The organism is Saccharomonospora halophila 8 (assembly GCF_000383775.1).
Taxonomy (GTDB): Bacteria; Actinomycetota; Actinomycetes; order Mycobacteriales; family Pseudonocardiaceae; genus Saccharomonospora; species Saccharomonospora halophila.
On the sequence record NZ_KB912564.1, the window covers coordinates 87317 to 105794 of the forward strand.

Annotated in this window: 14 protein-coding genes, 1 tRNA gene and 1 pseudogene; 8 read left to right on the forward strand and 8 right to left on the reverse strand. The window is 68.4% G+C overall.

Annotation, left to right across the window (positions count from 1 at the left end; all coding sequences use genetic code 11):
• The first annotated feature begins 166 nt into the window (after window positions 1–166).
• A complete protein-coding gene (gene glpK, locus SACHA_RS0114175) occupies window positions 167–1702 on the forward strand; it encodes a glycerol kinase GlpK (protein ID WP_019810843.1) in 1536 nt (511 codons plus the stop codon).
• Between the two features lie 497 nt (window positions 1703–2199).
• On the opposite strand, the gene SACHA_RS24590 is transcribed toward glpK, so the two are convergent.
• Window positions 2200–2724, reverse strand: a complete 525-nt coding sequence (locus SACHA_RS24590; protein ID WP_157601700.1) for a hypothetical protein — start codon at window positions 2722–2724, stop codon at window positions 2200–2202.
• A gap of 179 nt (window positions 2725–2903) precedes the next feature.
• Between SACHA_RS24590 and SACHA_RS0114190 the strand changes: the two genes are divergently transcribed.
• Window positions 2904–3617, forward strand: coding sequence for a response regulator transcription factor (locus SACHA_RS0114190; protein WP_028663189.1), 714 nt, complete (start codon window positions 2904–2906; stop codon window positions 3615–3617).
• Window positions 3618–3691: 74 nt separating this feature from the next.
• Here SACHA_RS0114190 and SACHA_RS0114195 read toward each other — a convergent pair whose 3' ends face one another.
• The 3 genes from SACHA_RS0114195 to SACHA_RS0114205 are packed head-to-tail and all read right to left on the reverse strand — an operon-like array spanning window position 3692 to window position 7045.
• Window positions 3692–4924: an ABC transporter permease gene (locus SACHA_RS0114195; protein WP_019810846.1), complete on the reverse strand. Its 1233-nt coding sequence runs from the start codon at window positions 4922–4924 to the stop codon at window positions 3692–3694.
• Window positions 4896–5615 (reverse strand): ABC transporter ATP-binding protein, encoded by a 720-nt coding sequence (locus tag SACHA_RS0114200; RefSeq protein ID WP_019810847.1) that lies wholly within the window; start codon window positions 5613–5615, stop codon window positions 4896–4898. Before SACHA_RS0114200 ends, SACHA_RS0114195 begins: the two co-directional genes overlap by 29 nt.
• Complete coding sequence (locus SACHA_RS0114205; protein WP_019810848.1) at window positions 5612–7045, reverse strand: efflux RND transporter periplasmic adaptor subunit; 1434 nt, start codon at window positions 7043–7045, stop codon at window positions 5612–5614. Before SACHA_RS0114205 ends, SACHA_RS0114200 begins: the two co-directional genes overlap by 4 nt.
• Before the next feature lie 79 nt (window positions 7046–7124).
• Between SACHA_RS0114205 and SACHA_RS0114210 the strand changes: the two genes are divergently transcribed.
• Window positions 7125–8924: a sensor histidine kinase gene (locus tag SACHA_RS0114210; protein WP_028663191.1), complete on the forward strand. Its 1800-nt coding sequence runs from the start codon at window positions 7125–7127 to the stop codon at window positions 8922–8924.
• Between the two features lie 384 nt (window positions 8925–9308).
• Here SACHA_RS0114210 and SACHA_RS0114215 read toward each other — a convergent pair whose 3' ends face one another.
• From SACHA_RS0114215 to SACHA_RS0114225, 3 genes and pseudogenes are all read right to left on the reverse strand, one after another.
• On the reverse strand, window positions 9309–12005 hold the full coding sequence (locus SACHA_RS0114215; protein ID WP_039739155.1) for a glycoside hydrolase family 97 catalytic domain-containing protein: 2697 nt from the start codon (window positions 12003–12005) through the stop codon (window positions 9309–9311).
• Window positions 12006–12290: 285 nt separating this feature from the next.
• A pseudogene (locus tag SACHA_RS22210) lies at window positions 12291–12810 on the reverse strand (IS5/IS1182 family transposase); the annotation flags it as partial.
• 55 nt (window positions 12811–12865) lie between these two features.
• Window positions 12866–13714, reverse strand: coding sequence for an SAM-dependent methyltransferase (locus SACHA_RS0114225; RefSeq protein WP_028663192.1), 849 nt, complete (start codon window positions 13712–13714; stop codon window positions 12866–12868).
• Between the two features lie 315 nt (window positions 13715–14029).
• On the opposite strand from SACHA_RS0114225, the gene SACHA_RS26460 reads away from it, so the two are divergent.
• The 5 genes from SACHA_RS26460 (at window position 14030) to SACHA_RS0114250 (ending at window position 16925) form a co-directional block, all read left to right on the forward strand.
• Entirely contained in the window at window positions 14030–14161 is a 132-nt protein-coding gene (locus SACHA_RS26460; RefSeq protein ID WP_269634191.1) for a hypothetical protein, read from the forward strand.
• Window positions 14162–14394: 233 nt separating this feature from the next.
• Window positions 14395–14482 (forward strand) — tRNA-Leu (locus tag SACHA_RS0114235).
• A gap of 288 nt (window positions 14483–14770) precedes the next feature.
• On the forward strand, window positions 14771–15088 hold the full coding sequence (locus SACHA_RS0114240) for a hypothetical protein (RefSeq protein WP_232211890.1): 318 nt from the start codon (window positions 14771–14773) through the stop codon (window positions 15086–15088).
• Window positions 15085–16128 carry a tyrosine-type recombinase/integrase gene (locus SACHA_RS0114245; RefSeq protein ID WP_019810855.1) on the forward strand — a complete coding sequence of 348 codons (1044 nt, stop codon included), beginning with the start codon at window positions 15085–15087 and terminating at the stop codon, window positions 16126–16128. Before SACHA_RS0114240 ends, SACHA_RS0114245 begins: the two co-directional genes overlap by 4 nt.
• Before the next feature lie 305 nt (window positions 16129–16433).
• The gene (locus SACHA_RS0114250) at window positions 16434–16925 is read left to right on the forward strand and encodes a peptidase inhibitor family I36 protein (protein WP_232211891.1); all 492 of its coding nucleotides are present in this window, start codon (window positions 16434–16436) and stop codon (window positions 16923–16925) included.
• Between the two features lie 295 nt (window positions 16926–17220).
• Here SACHA_RS0114250 and eutH read toward each other — a convergent pair whose 3' ends face one another.
• Window positions 17221–18453, reverse strand: a complete 1233-nt coding sequence (gene eutH / locus SACHA_RS0114255; protein ID WP_019810857.1) for an ethanolamine utilization protein EutH — start codon at window positions 18451–18453, stop codon at window positions 17221–17223.
• Between the last annotated feature and the right edge of the window lie 25 nt (window positions 18454–18478).

Genomic DNA, 18478 nt, shown 5'->3' on the forward strand with positions numbered 1-18478 from the left:
CGGTGCGGTCGTTCGGCGGGCTCGTGGTCGGCGCGATCAGCATCGCGGGGGCCGTCGACCGGATCTGCGACACCCGGCGGCGTCCCCGGGGCGGCCTGGTTCGCACCGTGCGGGAGGCGGCGCTCGCCGTGAGCCGCGACCTCGAGACCGACCGCTAGGAGTGCCGATGCCCGCCCAGTACGTGATGGCGATCGACCAGGGGACCACGTCCACCCGGTGCCTGGTGTTCGACCAGCGGGCCAGGCTGGTGGCCGTGGTGCAGCGTGAGCACCGCCAGTACTATCCGAAGCCGGGCTGGGTGGAACACGACCCCACCGAGATCTGGCGCAACGTGGACCGCATCGTGCCGCAGGCACTGCGCGAGGCCGGCGTCACCACCGAGCAGGTCGCCGGGCTCGGCATCGCGAACCAGCGGGAGACCACGGTGCTGTGGGACCGCCACACCGGCGCTCCCGTCGGTCATGCGCTGGTGTGGCAGGACACTCGGACCGACGACCTCGTACGGGAACTGGGACGGCGCCCCGATGCCGACCAGGTGCGGAGCAGGAGCGGCCTGCCGCTGGCGACCTATTTCTCGGCCCCGCGCATCCGCTGGCTCCTGGATCACACGCCGGGGCTGCGCGAGCGGGCTGAACGCGGCGACGTCCTGTTCGGCACGATGGAGAGCTGGCTGATCTGGAACCTCACCGGCGGCCCCGACGGCGGCACCCACCTCACCGACGTCACCAACGCCGGCAGAACGCTGCTGATGAACCTGTCCACACTAGACTGGGACGACGGGTTGCTGGCGTTCTTCGGCATACCGCGCGCCATGCTGCCCGAGATCCGGCCCTCCGGTGCGCTCCACGGCACCACCCGCAGGGTCGTGCCGGGGGTGCGGATCGCCGCCGCACTCGGCGACCAGCAATCGGCGCTGCTCGGCCAGACCTGCTTCGATCGCGGCGAGGCGAAGTGCACCTACGGCACCGGCGGCTTCCTGCTCATGAACACCGGGACCGAACCGGTGACCTCGGCGCACGGGCTACTCAGCACCGTGGCCTTCCAGTTCGGCTCCGAACCCGCGCACTACGCACTCGAAGGATCCATCGCGGTCACCGGGTCGCTGGTGCAGTGGTTCCGGGACGCGCTCGGACTGATCCGGACAGCACCGGAGATCGAGACCCTCGCGCGTACCGCCGACGACAACGGCGGGTGCTACATCGTGCCCGCGTTCGCGGGCCTGTTCGCCCCGCACTGGCGCAGCGAGGCGCGGGGCATCGTGGTCGGGCTGACCTCGTATGTGGACAAGGGGCACCTCGCGAGGGCCGTGCTGGAAGCGACGGCGTGGCAGACCCGCGAGGTCGTCGACGCGATGAACGCCGACGCCGGGCTGACCGCCAAAGCGCTCAAGGTGGACGGCGGCATGACCGCCGACCACCTCCTCATGCAGCTCATCGCCGACGTACTGGGCGTGCCGGTGATGCGGCCCATGCACGCCGAAACCGTCTCGGTGGGCGCGGCATACGCCGCCGGCCTCACCGTCGGCCTGTGGCCCGACCTGCAAGGGTTGCGGCGCAACTGGCACCGGGCCGCCCAGTGGTTGCCGCAGATGGCAGCGTCACGGCGCGAGGCCGAGTACGCGAACTGGCAGCACGCGGTGCGGCTCAGCATCGAATGGGGAAACCGCGAGACCGCGCCGGGTGACCACACCTGGGGCGTGTAACGGACACCGACACCACGCCCCAGCCGGTGAGCTTCCGCCGCGATGTGGTGTGCACCGGGCCGGAAGCCCGCCTCGAGAACGAGGTCGGCATCCGAGGGCAGCGGCCATCGAGCGGCCGCAGTCCGGGAACCAGTGCCCGACGGCATCTCGCTCCCCGAGCAGCTCGACATCCACGACACCACCGGCAGCTCCCGGTGTCCTGACAGACAGCGCCGAGCGCCGGATCGCCACCGTGATCGTCGTACACCGGGACATGACGATGACGGCCGCCCCGAAGACGGCCCAGCAGCGTGTGAAGATGGGACCCGGTAGCAGCCCGGATCGGCCGGACGTGCGGCCCGACAGTGAGAGTCACATGGCGCCCGGAAACGAATCCATGGGCTACGACACACCATGCGGACGCCTTCACGACGTTCGTCGGTGATAGGTCGGGCGCAAGGCAATTTGGCGGTACCTCGCTGTCCATCCTCGGCTGCCGACATGATCGTCTGGTCCCGTCAGCCGTCGCCGAATGCCGAAATCTTGCACTTTTGGTCGATTTTCATCTTCTGATCCTCGGACTGCGAACTCCCGCCGGGGCCGTATGTCCACCCGGTGCCGAACGGCTTGGTGGGCCGTACGTCCATTCCGTTGTCGTGCAGGCATTCGATGTAGCTGTGGTAGTCGTCCAGATACTGCGGATTCTTCTCGCGATCCAGCTGGGGCGGCCGCAACGGCTTCTTACCCAAGCATTCCTTTTTCGCCGCCTCATCCTGCGAAGTCAGGTTATCTTGAACCGGGGAACCGCGTCCGGGATACATCCGGTGCCCATGTTCCGCCAAACACGCGTAGTAGGATTTCCGCAGGCGATCCTTCTCCTTCGCCGAGGTATCCAGCCGAATCTGTGGTCTACTCGAGCCGTCCGTCGCGGAGGCGCTGGGAACGGATGTCGAGGGCACGCCGGAGGTTGCCGTGGACAGGCTGGCTACCTGGCGACCGTCGGAGCCGTCGGACCCGCAAGCACTCAGGACCGCGGCTGTCACGAGGGCCGCGCAGCCTGACGACACTCGGCGTGGCGAACGTGTGATTACGGATTTCCTCATGCCGCCCACGGTCGAGGATGAATGTGAAGAACCTGTCAGCATCCCGTTGTCACGCCGTGTCCTCCGCCGCACGTGGCCGCTGGTTCGCCCGCAACGGGAACCGCGGTAGAGTCGCAGTGATGTGTGCCCACATTATGCTGGCCGAGGACGACACGAAACAGGCAGAGCTGATCCGTCAGTATCTGGAGCGCGATCGGCATTCGGTGGTCGTCGTTACGGACGGCCGTGCGGCCCTCGACGAGGCGCGCGGACATGTTCCGGATCTGCTCGTGCTGGACCTGATGCTACCCAAGGTGGACGGTCTGGATGTCTGCCGCATTTTGCGCCGGGAGTCCGACATTCCGGTGCTGATGTTGACTGCGCGGTCCACGGAGGATGACCTGCTACTGGGGCTGGATCTCGGTGCGGATGACTACATGACCAAGCCGTTCAGCCCTCGTGAACTGGCAGCCCGTGTGCGGACACTGCTCAGGCGAACCCGGGCGGCACCCGCAGCGGAGCCCGATCCACGGTTGCGGGTCGGCGCCGTGGTCGTGGACACCGCCCGGCACACGGTGACCAGTGACGGCGAGCCGGTGGACTGCACGGCGGGCGAGTTCCGGCTCTTGCAGGCCCTCGCCAGCCAACCGGAGCGGGTGTTCAACCGGGCGCAGTTGCTCGAACAGCTGCACGGCTTCGACCGCTACATGACCGAGCGCACCATCGATGTGCACGTCATGAATCTCCGCAAGAAGATCGAACCGCAGCCGCGCAAACCGGTGCGCCTGGTGACCGTCTACGGGGTCGGCTACAAAATGGTCGGCGGCACGGACACGGACGGCATGTGCCAATAGGCCACCATGCCGGCGCGGCCGCCGGTGTGGTGGCTGTGACCGGGATCGCGATCCATAGTGGCACGATCACACACTCAAGACGCCGCGAGGGCGGCGGTGGGTGGCAGCCGTGCGGCGCGGATGCTGGGATAAACCCCGGCGAGCGCGCCGACGGCGATCGCGCCGCCCACGCCGGCCAGGACGGCCAGCGGCGAGATGACGACTGGCCAGTTTGCGGCGACAGTGTAACCGATCGTCGCGAGGACACCGAGCAGGGTGCCGGCCAGTCCGCCGAGTCCGGACAGTGCCACCGACTCGGTCAAAAACTGCGCGCGGATCTGGCCCCGGTGCGCTCCGAGTGCGCGGCGTAGTCCGATCTCCCGTCTCCGTTCGAGGACCGAGATCACCATCGTGTTGGCCACCCCGATCGCGCCGACCAGCAGGGCGACTCCGGCCAGCGCAAGGAACAACTCCGAGAACGTGGACTCGGCGGCGCGTTTGGCCGCGAGCGCGGCGGATGGGTCGCTGACCCGGATCATCCCGGGCAGCTTCGGATGGACGGTCTCGGAGAGCACGCCGCGTACCGCGGACACGTGCCCCTCCTGCGCCTGTGTGTAGACCACGGTGGGATGCCCGTCGAAGTCGAGGAACTTCCGGGCGCTGTCCCAGCCGACCAGCACGGCGCGGCCGAGCTGCGGATACAGTTTCAGTTCCGCGAGGATGCCGCTGACGGTGAACCACTGGTTGTCGATCACCACAAGCGGAGCCGGTTCGCCTGAGCGCAGCCGGGATATTCCGAGCCGCTTGGCGGCCACGTGACCGAGGATCACCGTGGGCAGGCCGTCGGTGGTGTTGTCGAGGAACCGGCCTGCCCGCATCGTCCCGTTGACGGTGCGGAGCAGGTTGTTCTTACTGGCCAGCACCGCGAGTCCGGAACCGTAGGCGGGGTTGACGAGGTCTGAACGTCGCACCTTGGCATGGGTGTTCCCGACGGCACTCGCCGTGGTGACCGGGCCGATGCGGCGGACCATGTCCACCGACTGCTTCGGCAGCGTGACCTGTTCCTGCTCGCCGGGAACGGATTGTGCCTGGGCGGTGAGCATGTTGGTGCCAAGCTCGTCGAGCTCGTTGTTCAGCTTCTGCTGGCTGGATGCCGGGATCGCGATCACCGTGATCATGGTGGCGATGCCGATCGAAATCCCCAGCGCCGAGAGGACCGCACGCAGCGGCCGGGTACGAATACCCAACAACCCGAGACCGAGCAGGTCGGACAGTGCCAGACGCGCCGGTCGGTTGTGCTCACGCGTGCGCCCTGAGAGTCGGGTCACTCTGGGCACCCCCTCCTGTGTCGGTGACCACACGGCCGTCGAGGATGTGCACCTGTCTGGGGCATTGGTCCGCGATGGCCAGGTCGTGGGTGATCACCGCGATGGTGGTGCCTTCCTCATTCAGCCGGAACAGCAGCTCCAGCACGGCATGACCGGTCCTGCTGTCCAATGCACCGGTCGGTTCGTCCGCCAACACCAGCGCGGGTTCATTGACCAGGGCCCTGGCGATGGCAACCCGCTGGCACTCCCCACCGGACAGCTCGCCGGGACGGTGCTCACCCCGGTTCGCCAACCCCACCCGGGACAGGGCCGCCCGCGCCCGTTTGTGCCGTTGTCGCCGCCGCACCCCGGCGTAGAGCTGACCGGTGGCGACGTTCTCCACCGCGGACAGTCCCGCGGCGAGGTGGAACTGCTGGAACACGAAACCGAGCCTGCGGGCACGCAACGCGGACAACGCGCGATCGGAGAGCTCGGCGGTGTCCCTTCCCCCGAACTCGACGGTCCCGCTGCTCGGACGATCCAGCGTGCCCATGATGTTGAGCAGTGTGGACTTCCCGGACCCGGAGGGGCCCACGATCGCCAACAGCTCGCCCTGCCGCGCGGTCAGCGACACGTCGGCGAGGGCGGTGGCCCCCGGATAGGTCCTACTCACCTCGCGTACCGCGATCACCGGCGGGTCTTCGGCAGTCACGAGGTCGTCACCACCTTGGTGCCCGGCTCGATGCCGTCCCCTGTGATCTCGATCTTGCCGCGGACGGACATTCCGGTCTGCACCTTGACGAGCCCGCGCTCGGGAACCCGTACGGCATAACCCCCTTCGCGTAAGGTAAGCAGCGCACCGACCGGCACGACCAGTACGTCCTCGTGGGTCTTCGTGGTGAACCGGACCTGCACGGGCCCCGGTTCACCATCCACCTTCTTGTGGTCGGTCAGGGTGACGGTCACCTTCCGCTCGGATTCCCCGGGACCATCCGGTGACCCGCTGCCCGGCGAACCGCCCTTGGTCACCGGTTCGATGGTGGCGACCTTGCCTGGTGCCGTGGTGTCGTCCGGCAGTGTCACCGTGACCTCTTGGCCCTCCGCGATCGCGTCGAGATCGGACACCGGTGCCCGTACGATCACCGCCTTGGCCGTCGACGAGACGGTCAGCACCGTGTCCTCGGCGTTATCGCCGAGTTGGGCCCGCACCGCATCCACCCGCACCTCACCCGGCAGCACAGCCACGTGGCCGAGACCGAGTACCCCGGTCGCAGGCATCCCTACATCCCGCTGCCAGCGTTCGATCGCATCGATCAACGAGGCGGTAAGCACCGCGTCCCCCTCACGCACCGTCACGGTGTCGGCTTCGGCGTCGGAGCCGTCCGAGCTCTCGGTGGATGTGCCCGTGTCCGCGCCGCCGGACGGCGGCGCCGCACTTCTGCCGGAGTCGCCGGACCGCGACTGCTGCCCGGACGAGTCGTCCTGCTGCGGTGTGTCCGGACGCGGCAGAACCGTGCCCACAGGCGGCTGCTGTCCGACGCGATACTCCAGCGTGGCCAAGTTGTTCGCGACCACCCGCACGTCACGACCGACCATGCCCTCGGTGTCCAGTGTGCGGTACAGCGGAGTGTCACCGTAGAACACCGGAACGGGACTATCGTCGACGCGGTAAAGCTGCTCACCCCTGCCCACCGTGTCGCCCACGGCGGGAAGCTCGGTCACGATGCCGCTCGCGGAGCCCGTGAGCGGCCGCTTCGCGGTGTAGTCAAGGTTCCCGGTCAACGTCGCGCTCTCGGAGAGGTCTCCGCGTTGCACCGCGACTGCCTCGACCGGGACACGCTCGCGGCTATTGCTCGATTCGTCGTCACGCTGCGCCCAGAAGGCGGCGAACGCGCCCGTACCGACAACGAGCACGGCGACCAAGCCGAGCACCACCCATCGCTTCTTCCGAGGCCGCTTCTCGGGTGGCTTCTCGGCGTTGTCGGCCTCCTCGCCCGACCGCTGGGCCGAGGTCTCGTCGTCCAGAATCCCGCAGACCGGCATCACCTCGGTCGGATGCGCCGCGTTGTCGGGATCTCCTGCCTGCCGCGGATACGGGTCCGGCACACCTGCGCCCTCGGGATCACCCATATCGTCGATCATCGGCGAGGAATATGAAGATCGTGTCAGCGTGCCGTCATGGTCCGGTCAGGACGTGTCGCAGTGACCTACCGTCGATCGGGTGTCCAAGAAGCGCCCCGGGTCACCACGCCGTAAAAGCCTCCTCGTCCGGCTACTGGTGCTCTCGGCCCTCGTGGCCGCCTGCTCCATCGCGGCCACCACCTGGCTCGCCGTGCAGACCACCACGCGGGCGGTCCTGCACCAGCAAGCCCAACGACCCGCTGCGCAAGTCAAGATCTACCAGAAGCTGACCAGCTACGCCGCCACCCACAACCAGTGGAACGGTGTCGCCGGAACGATCCGCGACCTCGCCGAACGAACCGGGAAGCACATCGTCCTGACCACAACCCAGCGGCGACCCATCGCGTCATCCGGTCCGGCCGCAGCGGCACCGCGGGGAACACCGTCCGCGGTCATCGACCCGCTGCACGTCGATCCGGCACTGGAACCGGACGCCGGACCCGACCGCATCGACCCGCGTGCGATCGGACCGTTCCGACTGACCGAGGCCGAACGCACACACCGAGACCAACTGGCGACCAGAATCGCATCCTGCCTGCACAGCAGAGGGATCCCCGCCACGATCAGCCGCGAACCCAACGGCGGTCCCACCATCGAGATCTCGGGCCACAACCGGCCCAGCTACGAGCGCAGATGCGGCATCAGCAGCCTCACCAGTCACACAGCCACCGAGCAACAGGCACTCCACCAGCTCCACACACTGGTCAATGACTGCCTGCGCACCAAGAACCTCGGCCCGGTTCGCCTCAACATGTCTGCCGACCTGTCCTTCACCTGGATCGGCAACGACCGTGCGAGCGGCGCTGTGCGGACGTGCCTGAACGAGAGCAGGCGCGAGCAACTGCGCCCCCACGTGGCACCCGCGGCTTTGCTGTTCATCACCGCGCCGAGCGGAGATCCCACCCCCGGCTTCACACTCTCGACCGCCGACACGGCCCTGATCGCGGCCGCCGCGGCACTCGTGCTCCTTGTCACGATCGGTGTCACGGTTGTCGTCGGTACCCGACTGACCCGACCGCTGCACGCGCTGACCGCGGCCGCACGCGACCCCGAACGGAACACCCCGGTCCCGGCCACGACGAACGACGAGATCGGCCGGCTGACGAGCGCCTTCAACGACCTCTCCGAACGCAGGCAGGAAGCGGAACGGCAACGCAAAGAGATGGTCAGCGATATCGCCCACGAGCTACGCACCCCGCTGACCAACATCCGGGGCTGGCTCGAGGCCGTCGAGGACGGCGTCACCAGCCCGGGTCCCGCATGGGTGTCCTCCACGATGGAAGACGTTCTGCTACTGCAACACATGATCGACGACTTGGGAGACCTCGCGGCGGCCGACGCGGGAACCCTGCAGGTGCATCCCGAGCCGGTCGCACTCGACGACCTGCTCAACCAGGTGGTTGCCGGACTCGGGAACAAGGCGGACGCCGCGGAGGTCACACTGTCCACTCAGCTCGATGGACCCTCCGAGGTGGTCGTCGACCCGGTTCGACTACGGCAGATCACCGGAAACCTGCTGTCCAACGCCCTCCGGCACACGCCGGCAGGCGGGCACGTCACCGTTGCCACCCGCCAAGACGGCGATACTGCCGTCATCGACATCACCGACACCGGAAGAGGCATCGAGCCAGAGGACCTCCCCCACGTGTTCGACCGATTCTGGCGGGCAGACAAGTCGCGCAGCCGCACCACCGGCGGCAGCGGCCTCGGACTCGCCATCGTCCGGCACCTCGTCCGTGCTCACGACGGGACGGTGACCGTCACCAGCACCCCACACGTCCGAACAACGTTCACCGTTCGGCTTCCGGACGGCCACGGATCCGAGCCGACCCCGGGTTGAGCGAAACGGACTCGCCCTCTGGCGTCACGGTCCTACACCAAGATCGGCGCCGGCGGATGAGGTTGGTGGCGAGGCCGAGGAGGCCGTGATGGATGTCGGTGCGGCGTTCCCACCGGGTGGCCGGGCGGCGGAACTGGTGCATCAGGGCGAGGGTTTGTTCGACGACCCAGCGTGCGGCCTGGTTGGTGTCGCGGGTGCCGCGGCGGCTGATCAGCTCGTTCGGCCTCCCGGCGCCGCCATGGTGAGCTTGCGGGTGTGTCCGGTTCGTGCTCGGACATGCGCCGCTCCGTTCGTGGTTCTCCTCCGGCTCATGCCCGGAGGGGACCAGGGTCGGTCCTCCGGGGCCGAGCCTGCCGACCGCGGCCGCCATCGGTACCGGCGGGGTCACGGTCGGCAGGACAATCGCAACCCGCCCCAGTCGGCGTGGTCGTAATCGACACCGTCCCCGCCGTCGCCGACGTGGAGCCGCAGTAACTCGACGCCGTCGACGGCGACGCGGAACGGGTGCGGACCTTCGGCGCCGTCGAGCACCGGCGACTCCGCCAGCACCGTCCCATCACCGGAGACGGTGAAAGCGGCCGATCCCCGCTCGCCCACCTCGTCGTCCACCCCGACCTCGGCGGTGAGCTGGTCGCAGCGTCCGCCGAGGTAGACCTCCACCGACGAGTGCGCGTGGACGCCGAGTCCCCGGTCGAACGTGGTACCGTCGACGGTCAGCGGACCACCGTCGGCGGCCTCTCGCTCCCCATTCGACCGGTTCCGCTCGACCGGGCCCCACCCGTTGTCGGCGCGGACGAACTCCATCTCACTGACGTAGGTATCGCCGTGCGGGGGCTCGGGCGGAACCAGCGCTGTCACCGCACGCTCGACGTGTACGGGTTCGCGTGTGGCGGGGTCACCGGGCAGGCGGTACTCCGCGGCCACGGGCAGGTCGGTGCGGCCGCGTGCGCCGTCGCGGGGCGCGGTGAGGGTCCAGGTTCCGGTCACCGGCTCACCGGCGGCGAGGGTAGCCTTCCGGACGGGCTCGCCCGTGACCGTCCAACCCCGCGGAGCGTCCGGACGCAGCGTGACGTCGCGGATCCGCTGACCCTCGTCGAGCGTGAACGTGGCCGTCACCTCCACCGACCGGCCGGGCGGCACGGTCGCCGATTCCGGGTCGAGCGCGAGAGTGGTGGCGGGAACGGTACGCACCGGCCGGTCGCAGTGGTCCCGGCCCGGCTCGGCCGGGCAGAGCACGGCGGCGAACCCGCCGTTCTCGGCCACGGGTACCGACATCTCCTCGCCCGCGTGCACGGTCGTCGACTCGCGGACCAGCCCGGAACCGTCGGCGGTGTCGCGGTAGACGTCGGCCCGCCATCGACCGTCGCCGAGGACGTCGAGCGGCGCCGACAGGGTGCGCGCGGAGCCCGCGGCGATCCCGCCCACGAACCAGCGGTCCCCGGAGCGCCGAGCCAGAACGGCCTGCTCACCGGGTTCACCGGAGAGCAGCTCGGTGTCGTCCCACACCGTGGGCACCTGGTCGAGGAACCGGTGCGCGACCGGGTGTTCGGCGTAGACCTCCGGCCGGTCGGCCAGGTGCAGCAGCGCCGACTCGAACACCACGGGCAGCGCCACCTCGTGCCCCGTCGAGGTGTGCCGGGTGTCCTGGGACAGGGTCACCGGGGTGTAGTCCATCGAGCCGACCACGTTCCGGGTGAACGGCAGCGTCGTGTTGTGCGCCGGGGTGACACCGTGGTCGGCGGTGAACGAGTAGTACTCCGCCCCGCGCACGGCCTCGTAGGTCATCAGATGCGGCCAGGTGCGGCTGAGTCCTTTCGGGATGGTCGAGCCGTGGAAGTTGACCATTAGCCGGTGCTCGGCGGTGGCGGCCAGCACCCGCTCGTACCAGTCGTGGCGGTCGGCGCCCTCGCCATGCCCGCCGCCGTTGTTCATGAAATCGATCTTGACCCCGCGTACGCCCCAGTCGGCGAGGCGGCCGAACCAGTGATTCATCTCCTCGGCGGTGTCCACGTCCCACCAGTGGAACCAGAGCAGCACGTCGACGCCGCGTGCGCGGGCGTACCGGGTGATCTCCGGCACCCAGGACGCGTCCCAGCCCTCGTCGATCAGTACGTAGGGCCAGCCGTGCTCGGCGGCGTGGTCGATGTAGTCGCGCTGGCGCTCGGGATCACGCGGACTCTCGTGCTCCGGCAGCCACGACCACGCCACGCTGCCCGGCCGGATCCAGGAGGTGTCGGCGACGCGCGAGTCCGGTGCCAGGTCGTCGACGAGGGTGGATTCGGTCACGGTGCCGAGGTCGCCGACGACGGCCACCCGCCACGGTGTGGTCAGCGGGCCGTCCGAGGCGGGCGGTCGCTCGACCAGGCTGAGGCGGTAGTCACCACCGCCGTCGTGGGTGAGCTTGCCGCCCGGGTAGGCCGAGGTCATCCCCGACTCGGTGAGCAGCACGTGCGGGTCGTCGTGGGTGTCACCGACGCGGAAGAGCGCGGGGTGGCCGTAGTCCCCTTCGGGCGCCGACCCCGCGGTCGTGGTGAAGCGCGGTTGTTCGTACCAGGAATTGTGCTGCAGCATCCAGGCGGTCGAGGAGGCCGGAAGCTCCCAGGAGGAGGCTTCGCGCAACACCGCCGTACCGTCCGGGTCAGGCAGGTGGTAGCGGTACGCGATGCCGTCGCGGGCGACGCGGACGACGAGATCGAGCCGGGTGCCGTCGGCGGCGGCGAAGCTCAACGTGGATTCGCGCAGCACGGCGTGGCGGTCGCGTCGTTTACCGGTGGGCATGCGGTAGTTCTCGACGATGGTGCGGTCCGTACGCCCGGTGAAGGTGAGGTCGTGGGAGAGGTCGGCTTCCTCGGTGACGACGCCGACCTCGGAGGGCGGCAGGACGGCCGATCCGTTCCGGGTCACTCCGAGTTCCGGAGTTCCGTCGACGAGGCGGACCACGGCGGCGAGTTCGGATCCGGGCCCGGTCACGGTCCAGTCGGTTCGCTCGGCGGCTGCCGGTGGCACGGTGAGGGCGGTGCCGGTGAGGCCGGCGACGAGTGTGCCCACCGTGGCGGCATCGCGCACGGTTGACCAGCGCATGTCCACTCCCGTTCGTTATTTGTTGTTTTATGTTCGTGTGTGAACGGTAACGTTCGAATCGAGAGTCCTATAGCGCCGTTCGCACGAAATCCGTCCCGCGCGAGATGACGGAGGGTAGGACCAACGGGCAACAGCGCCGGTGCCCCGGATCCGGTCAACCGCGCGGTACGCGGTGAGCGGGTGCAGCGCCCGATTCGTCCCGGCCGGTCGCGGCTATGTTTCCCGGATGGGCGGGTGACACCTGGCGCGCGATGGTGCGTGTCGGACACGGGAGAGGAGTCATCGCAGAATTCGGCGAGCATGGCACCGGTGGACCACGCCGGACTCCCGATAGACGTGGGTGTCGTTGCGGTTTCCCGGTTGCGGGTCGCCGGTGGCGATGACCGGGCACGTGCCCGCGTCGATGGTGACCGGCGAGTTCCTGAAGTACCGGTGGTTCTTCGACGGCGCGGCCACCAGGCGGTCCCGCGTGGGCACCAGGGTGCCGTCCACGATCGCGACCCTATCCAGACGGCACTCGCGCACCGGAGCGGGTGCCAGCACCGGGCCGAACGAGTCGAGGACCCGGTGCGCGGCCGAGTGACAAAACCCGAACCACGGGCCGATCCGACGCAGGGCCAGGCGCCGGCACACCGACACCAGCAACACCCGGTCCCGCAGTCGCCACTGCCGACCCGGGCGACCATCCGCGACCGCCTCCCCGCCACGGGCCGCGACCGTGCCCACCAACCTCCGGAACTACCCGCGGCTCCCACCCCGGCAACGGGGCAATCCACTCCGACCGCACCGCCGTGATCACCGGCATACCCTCGTGATCACCAACCCGCACCCGGCCACGATCACCGTGTTCCGAACAGAATTCAGGGTTTGCGGGCGACCACGCATCCGACGAGGCGCTGGGCGTCGTTGAGTGGGCGGAGTGCGGGACCGTCGGGCCACCACGAGTCACAGGGCACCACCTCGGGCGGCGATCCGGCAGCGTGCGGGATGACGTCCAGGCCGGGCACCATCTCCAGGATCTGGTCGGCGGTGCGGAACACTCCCGAGCCCATCGGGCTGTCGAGCATGGACCGCTCCATCGCCCGGGCCGTAGCCGAGAGCTCGGGAATTTCGGGGTCGTAGAAGTGGGACACCGCCACGAACGAGCCGGACGGCAGCGGGTCGACGTAGGCGCGCATCACGTCGGCGTAGTCGTCACCGAGGTAATGGTGCATGGTGGAGACATGCAGCAGCCCGATCGGCTTGTCGAAGTCGAGGTGGGCGCGGACGAGGTCATGCTCGTAGACGTCCTTGGCCCGATAGATGTCGGCGTCGGCGATCCCCGTGTGCTCGTTCTCGGCGAGCAGCGCGTTGCCGTGCGCCAGGACCACCGGGTCGTTGTCGACATACACCACTCGGATCCGCTCGTCGATGCGCTGGGCCACCTGGTGGGTGTTCTCCGCGGTCGGCAGGCCCGAACCGCAGTCGAGGAACTGGGTGATGCCCGCCTGGTTGGCCAGGAACCGCACCACGCGAATGAGGAAGTTGCGGTTGCCCCACGCCATGTCACGCACCTCGGGCGCGGCGGTCCTGATCGCGTCGAGCACCTGACGGTCGATGGCGTAATTGTCCTTACCGCCAAGGGCGGCGTCATAGACCCGGGCGATACTGGCCCGGGTCGGGTCCACCCCGACCGGCGTCGAGCTGGGTGCGTTCGCGGGTTCACCCATGGTCGTCTCCCGTGACATGTCGGACGCGGACAGTGACACCATAGCCGGTCTCCCCCCGAATGGGATACCAGCGGGTAAGGTCATCGTCCGGCTCGACGCCAGGGTCCCGGCCTGTGTCCCGCGGAATTCCCGACGGCGACCGGGCACATCGCCGTTCCCATGCGAGACAGCGATCAGGCAGGTCACGAAGGCACTCCGGGCAGGGGCCTGTCGACAAGCCGTGCGCGTGCCTCTTGCAACGCGTGACCTAGGCCGAACAGCCCGGTCACAACCGGGATTCACGCAACCACCGTCGGCCGACCGTTCCGCCGAGCGGTGATATCGGCAGGACGGGTGCTGGTGGACGCCGACGTGGCCTGCGACGTGCTGGTAGTACACCCGCCGTCGGCGGTGGCGGCCATGCTCGCCGACTACCACGCTGACCTCGCCGGAGGTGAGATTCGGTGAGCTCCCAAGAAGCCCCCGGGCGGGCGAGTCGGAGGCGGCGCGGCTGCTGCTGGCCCGCCCGGTCATGACACACCACCCTCCTGCCGCGCAGAGGGGGACACCGGCAGCACGTCCACCGTAACGGACAGGGAGGCTGCCGGAGTGTCGTCGATGCAGGTGAGCGAATCTTTCCCGGAAGGTCGACCCCCGGTGCACGGCGCTGTGGGGCCTCCGTTACGCTATTAACCACGCAAGTCCGAGTGGCGGAATGGCAGACGCGCTAGCTTGAGGTGCTAGTGCCCGATTAAGGGCGTGGGGGTTCAAGTCCCCCCTCGGACACCAGTTCGTAGCAGATCTCACTCAACAGTCCGTGACCACCCGCTCACGCTGGGTGGATCTTCGAGACACCGGTCATCCCTGTCCGTTACGGTGGTTGTGCCGCCGGTGTCCCCCTCTGCGCGGCAGGGGGGTGATGTGTCATGACCGGGCTTGTGCGGGCGGTGTCGATCCCGCCGCGTCTTCCTGTCACCGGACCGGCCGGGGAGCGGTCCGGGGTTCTCGCCGTTGTCGGTGCCGGATCTCAGCTGTCTGGAAGCGGGTTCGGGGCCGTGGGTGTTCGGCGCTGCCCTCGTGGACACCACAGGACGCATCTCCGAACGCCGTGTGGTGCGGGCGCTGGGCTGGCAGTCGGGCGACCGGTTGGCGATCACGGTGGTTCAGCGGTCGGTGCTGTTGCACCGGTGTGCCGAGGGCGCGTTCGTGATGTCGGACACCCCGTATGTGACGGTGCCGTCCTCGGCGCGGGCGCGGTCGGGGGTGCGGGCCGGGCAGCGGGTGCTGGTGGCCGCCGATGTGGCCCACGACGTGCTGGTGGTGCACCCACCGTCGGCGGTGGCGGCCATGCTCGCTGACTACCACCGGGACTTGGCCGGGGGTGAGCCCGAGTGAGCACCCACGAAGCCCCACAGGCAGGCGACCTCGAAGCGGCGCGGCTGCTGCTGGCCCGCCTGGGCGTGAACCCGGCCGACCTGCTCGCCGAGACCGCCGGCTCGACGGAGCGGCCGGTGCCGACGGTGGCCGAGTGGATCCCGGTCGTGAGCGGGCTGGTCTCGCCCAGCACCGCGCGCGCCTACCGGTCCTACTGGGCCCGGGCCGAGGCGGCCTGGGGTGAGCGCCGGTTGGACGAGGTGTCGGCCAGCGACATCCGGGCTCAGGCGGAGAAGGCCAAGGCCACCGCGGTGGTGCGGCGCAACTCCCGCGGCGGGCGCAGCGCCGCGGAGAACTTCGTCGCCGCCCTCCGGTGCCTGTATCGGCATGCCGAGGACGACGGGCTGATCGACGAGCGCCGTAACCCGGCCCGGCGGGTCACCAAGCCCCGCCGGTTGCCGTCGACCCGCCGCGCCTTGCCCGACGAGCGCCTCTCCGAGATCATCGAAGTGGTCTCCGCCACGGGCGATGATCCCGAGTTGGACACGCTGCTGGTGCGGCTGCACATCGAGACCGCCTGCCGCCGCGGCGGCGCCCTGACCCTGCGGCTGCGGGACCTGGACACCGACCAATGCCTGCTGTTCCTCCGGCAGAAGGCCGAAACCGTGCGATGGCAACCGGCCTCACCCACCCTGATGCGCCACCTGGAAACCCACGCCCGCACCCGCGGGGCCACCCACCCCGACACACCGGTACTGCGCTACGCCCGGGGCGGGCCGCTCACCCGACGCCGCTACGACCACCTCTGGAACCGCGTCGCCCGCCACCTGCCCTGGGCGCGGGCCCAGCAGATCTCCACCCACTGGCTACGCCACACCACCCTGACCTGGGTCGAACGCCACTTCGGCTTCGCCACCGCCCACGCCTACGCCGGCCACACCGACTCCCACGACAACGCCACCAGCACCTACGTCAAAGCCGACCTCACCGACATCGCCACCGCCCTGGCCACCCTCACCGGCGAAGACCACCCCCTCGCCCACAACCGGCGACAACACTGAGCCCGCACCGGACCTTCGGGTAGTGCCGAACACGTGGGTCCGAGCGCGAACAGCAGCGTCCGTGGTGGGCTCCCGTGTCGGCAGATTGGTCCGATCGACGAGAGGGGCCGCCCGGACGTCACCGGTCCGCGCCGCGTTCGCCGCGCAACGTGGCTCGGACCAACGCTCGTGTAGTCGCGTTCAGTGATTTTTGTGCTCACTCGTTCGCGTGACGATGAGCTATCGGCTTCGAACTTGATTGCGGAACGTGATGGACGCTCTAGCCTCACCCCTGTCACGCAAGAACAACAGGGGGAGTGATTGTCGTGCGTGTTGCCAAGAGACTGAGCATGGCGATGGTGCCGGTGCTGGCCGTGTTGCTCGGAACAGGGACGAGTGCCGCCCACGCCGACACCGACGGGCAAGAAGCCCCGCAACCGCGGTCCAGTGCCGCGATCCAGCAGGAAGTCCTCCGCAGCGGGACTAACTTCGGGACGGTCACCGTCGGCCGCGGCTTCGACCGCTGCCCCAGCGGATACCTCTGCCTGTTCACCGACCGCAGAGGAGGCGGGCACATGGCCTACTTCAAGTGGGCCTCTCCCAACCTGACCCACCAGAACATCAACAACCGCACCTCCTCCCATTGGAACCGGACACACTACAACTTCCGCTCGTACATGCGCACCCACTACACCGGCGAGTCGATGCTGCTCCCGCCCGGTGCCAACGGCCTCGACCTCAACTGGGGCAGCTACGAAGACATGATCAGCTCAGTGCGCTCAGTGCGACCCCGACGAGATGCGCATGAACAACAGTAGAGGTCGGTGTTGCGGAACCGGACGCAACACCGACCTCAACCATCCGATCAGGGCTCCCGCGCTCCGCACGACCAGACCGCGTGGCTGCAGCATCGAAGCGTCTACGTACTCGCTACGAACGACACGCCGACATCCACTGCGGGCTTCTTCAGCCCGGTTGCTCACTGATCAGCTATGGCCACCTACCAACCTCTTCTGAAACGAGCTGCTATCCGGTTCCGGTTCGCACGTGGCTGGCAAGGTTGTTGCACCGTCCTGCCTCAGTGGACTCTCAAGCTTTCGACGTGCCGACCACTCACGTGCTCACCGGTGCGGTTTCCGCCTCGGCCGTGGGTTCCTCGGCGGCGAGGGCCCGTACCGCGGGCAGGGCGATAAGCGCAGCCAGCACCATCGCGAGCGCACCACCGGCGAACTTGCCCAGCATCAACGGCAGGATGAGATTCGGCTGGAAGTTCGCCGTGAATGCCAGGTGATCCCCCACGAGGAAGGCGGAGCAGACGGCGAACGCGATGCACAGCACCTTGTCCTTCGGGGGCATGTGGCGAATGAGTCGGAACAGGGCCAGCACGTTGGCCGCGGCGGCCAGCAGTCCGGCCGTGCCTTCAGCAGTCATCCCCACCCGGCGGCCGAGTGCGCCCAGGGGCCGGGAGAGTCCCTTGCGCAGCAAGTAGACCATGGGGAAGGCCCCGGCAAGCATGATGCCGATATTGCCTGCGACTTCTAGTGCCCGGTACTGGTCCTCGGCGTCGGCGATGATCGGATCGAAGCCCCAGCTACCGAGCACGGCGGAGAACACGCCCGTGAAGTGCTCGATGATGCTCACCGCCAGCACGAGCTTCAGTGCCGCATCCAAGATTCGCCCGAACCAGATGAACAGCCGAATCATGATCGTCGGCACGAACCACAGAGCCGCCGCGAGCAGTACCACGAACACTGCCAGCGGAAGCAAGTTGAGCAGCATGGCCTCGGTGTCCAGGCCGGATAGCGGCGCGTTCGAGGCACTGTCAGCGGACACCTCGTCACGCACAGTTGTCGAGGTGGCCAGCAAGGTGCCCGTGGTGACCAGCACGCCGATGGGGATCGCGAGTACGCCGGACATCACGCCCAGTGCCATGTAGCGGTGATCGCGGCGGTCCAGCATGGCGAGACCGACCGGGATGGTGAAGATGATGGTGGCCCCGGCCATGTAGCCAACCACGGTGGCCATGATCCAGCCACCAGTACTGCCCGCAGTTTCCTGTGCCAGTTGGTAGCCGCCCATGTCCACCGCGATCAAGCTCGTGGCAGCGATCGCCGGGTCGGCACCGATCGCGTCGAACAGTGGGCCGGCGACCGACTCGACCAGTGCCGACAGGTACGGGATGGAGGCCATGATTCCGGCGACGGGGACGAAGATGGGGCCGATGGAATACAGGCCTTCCTTGAACTCCCGGCCGAGTCCGTGTTCGTCATCGCGGATCGACGCCACAGCACCGATCACAACGAACCCCATCATAAGATAGATGACAAGGTTCCCGAAGGACTCCACGCGCCCTCCTCCTTTCGGTGGTGGA

Excerpts from the sequence above, each read along its gene's own strand:
- SACHA_RS0114225 (WP_028663192.1), bottom strand. The coding sequence starts at position 13,714 with ATGGGTGAACCCGCGAACGCACCCAGCTCGACGCCGGTCGGGGTGGAC.
- SACHA_RS0114215 (WP_039739155.1), bottom strand. The coding sequence starts at position 12,005 with ATGCGCTGGTCAACCGTGCGCGATGCCGCCACGGTGGGCACACTCGTC.
- SACHA_RS0114205 (WP_019810848.1), bottom strand. The coding sequence starts at position 7,045 with ATGATCGACGATATGGGTGATCCCGAGGGCGCAGGTGTGCCGGACCCG.
- glpK (WP_019810843.1), top strand. The coding sequence starts at position 167 with ATGCCCGCCCAGTACGTGATGGCGATCGACCAGGGGACCACGTCCACC.
- SACHA_RS0114190 (WP_028663189.1), top strand. The coding sequence starts at position 2,904 with ATGTGTGCCCACATTATGCTGGCCGAGGACGACACGAAACAGGCAGAG.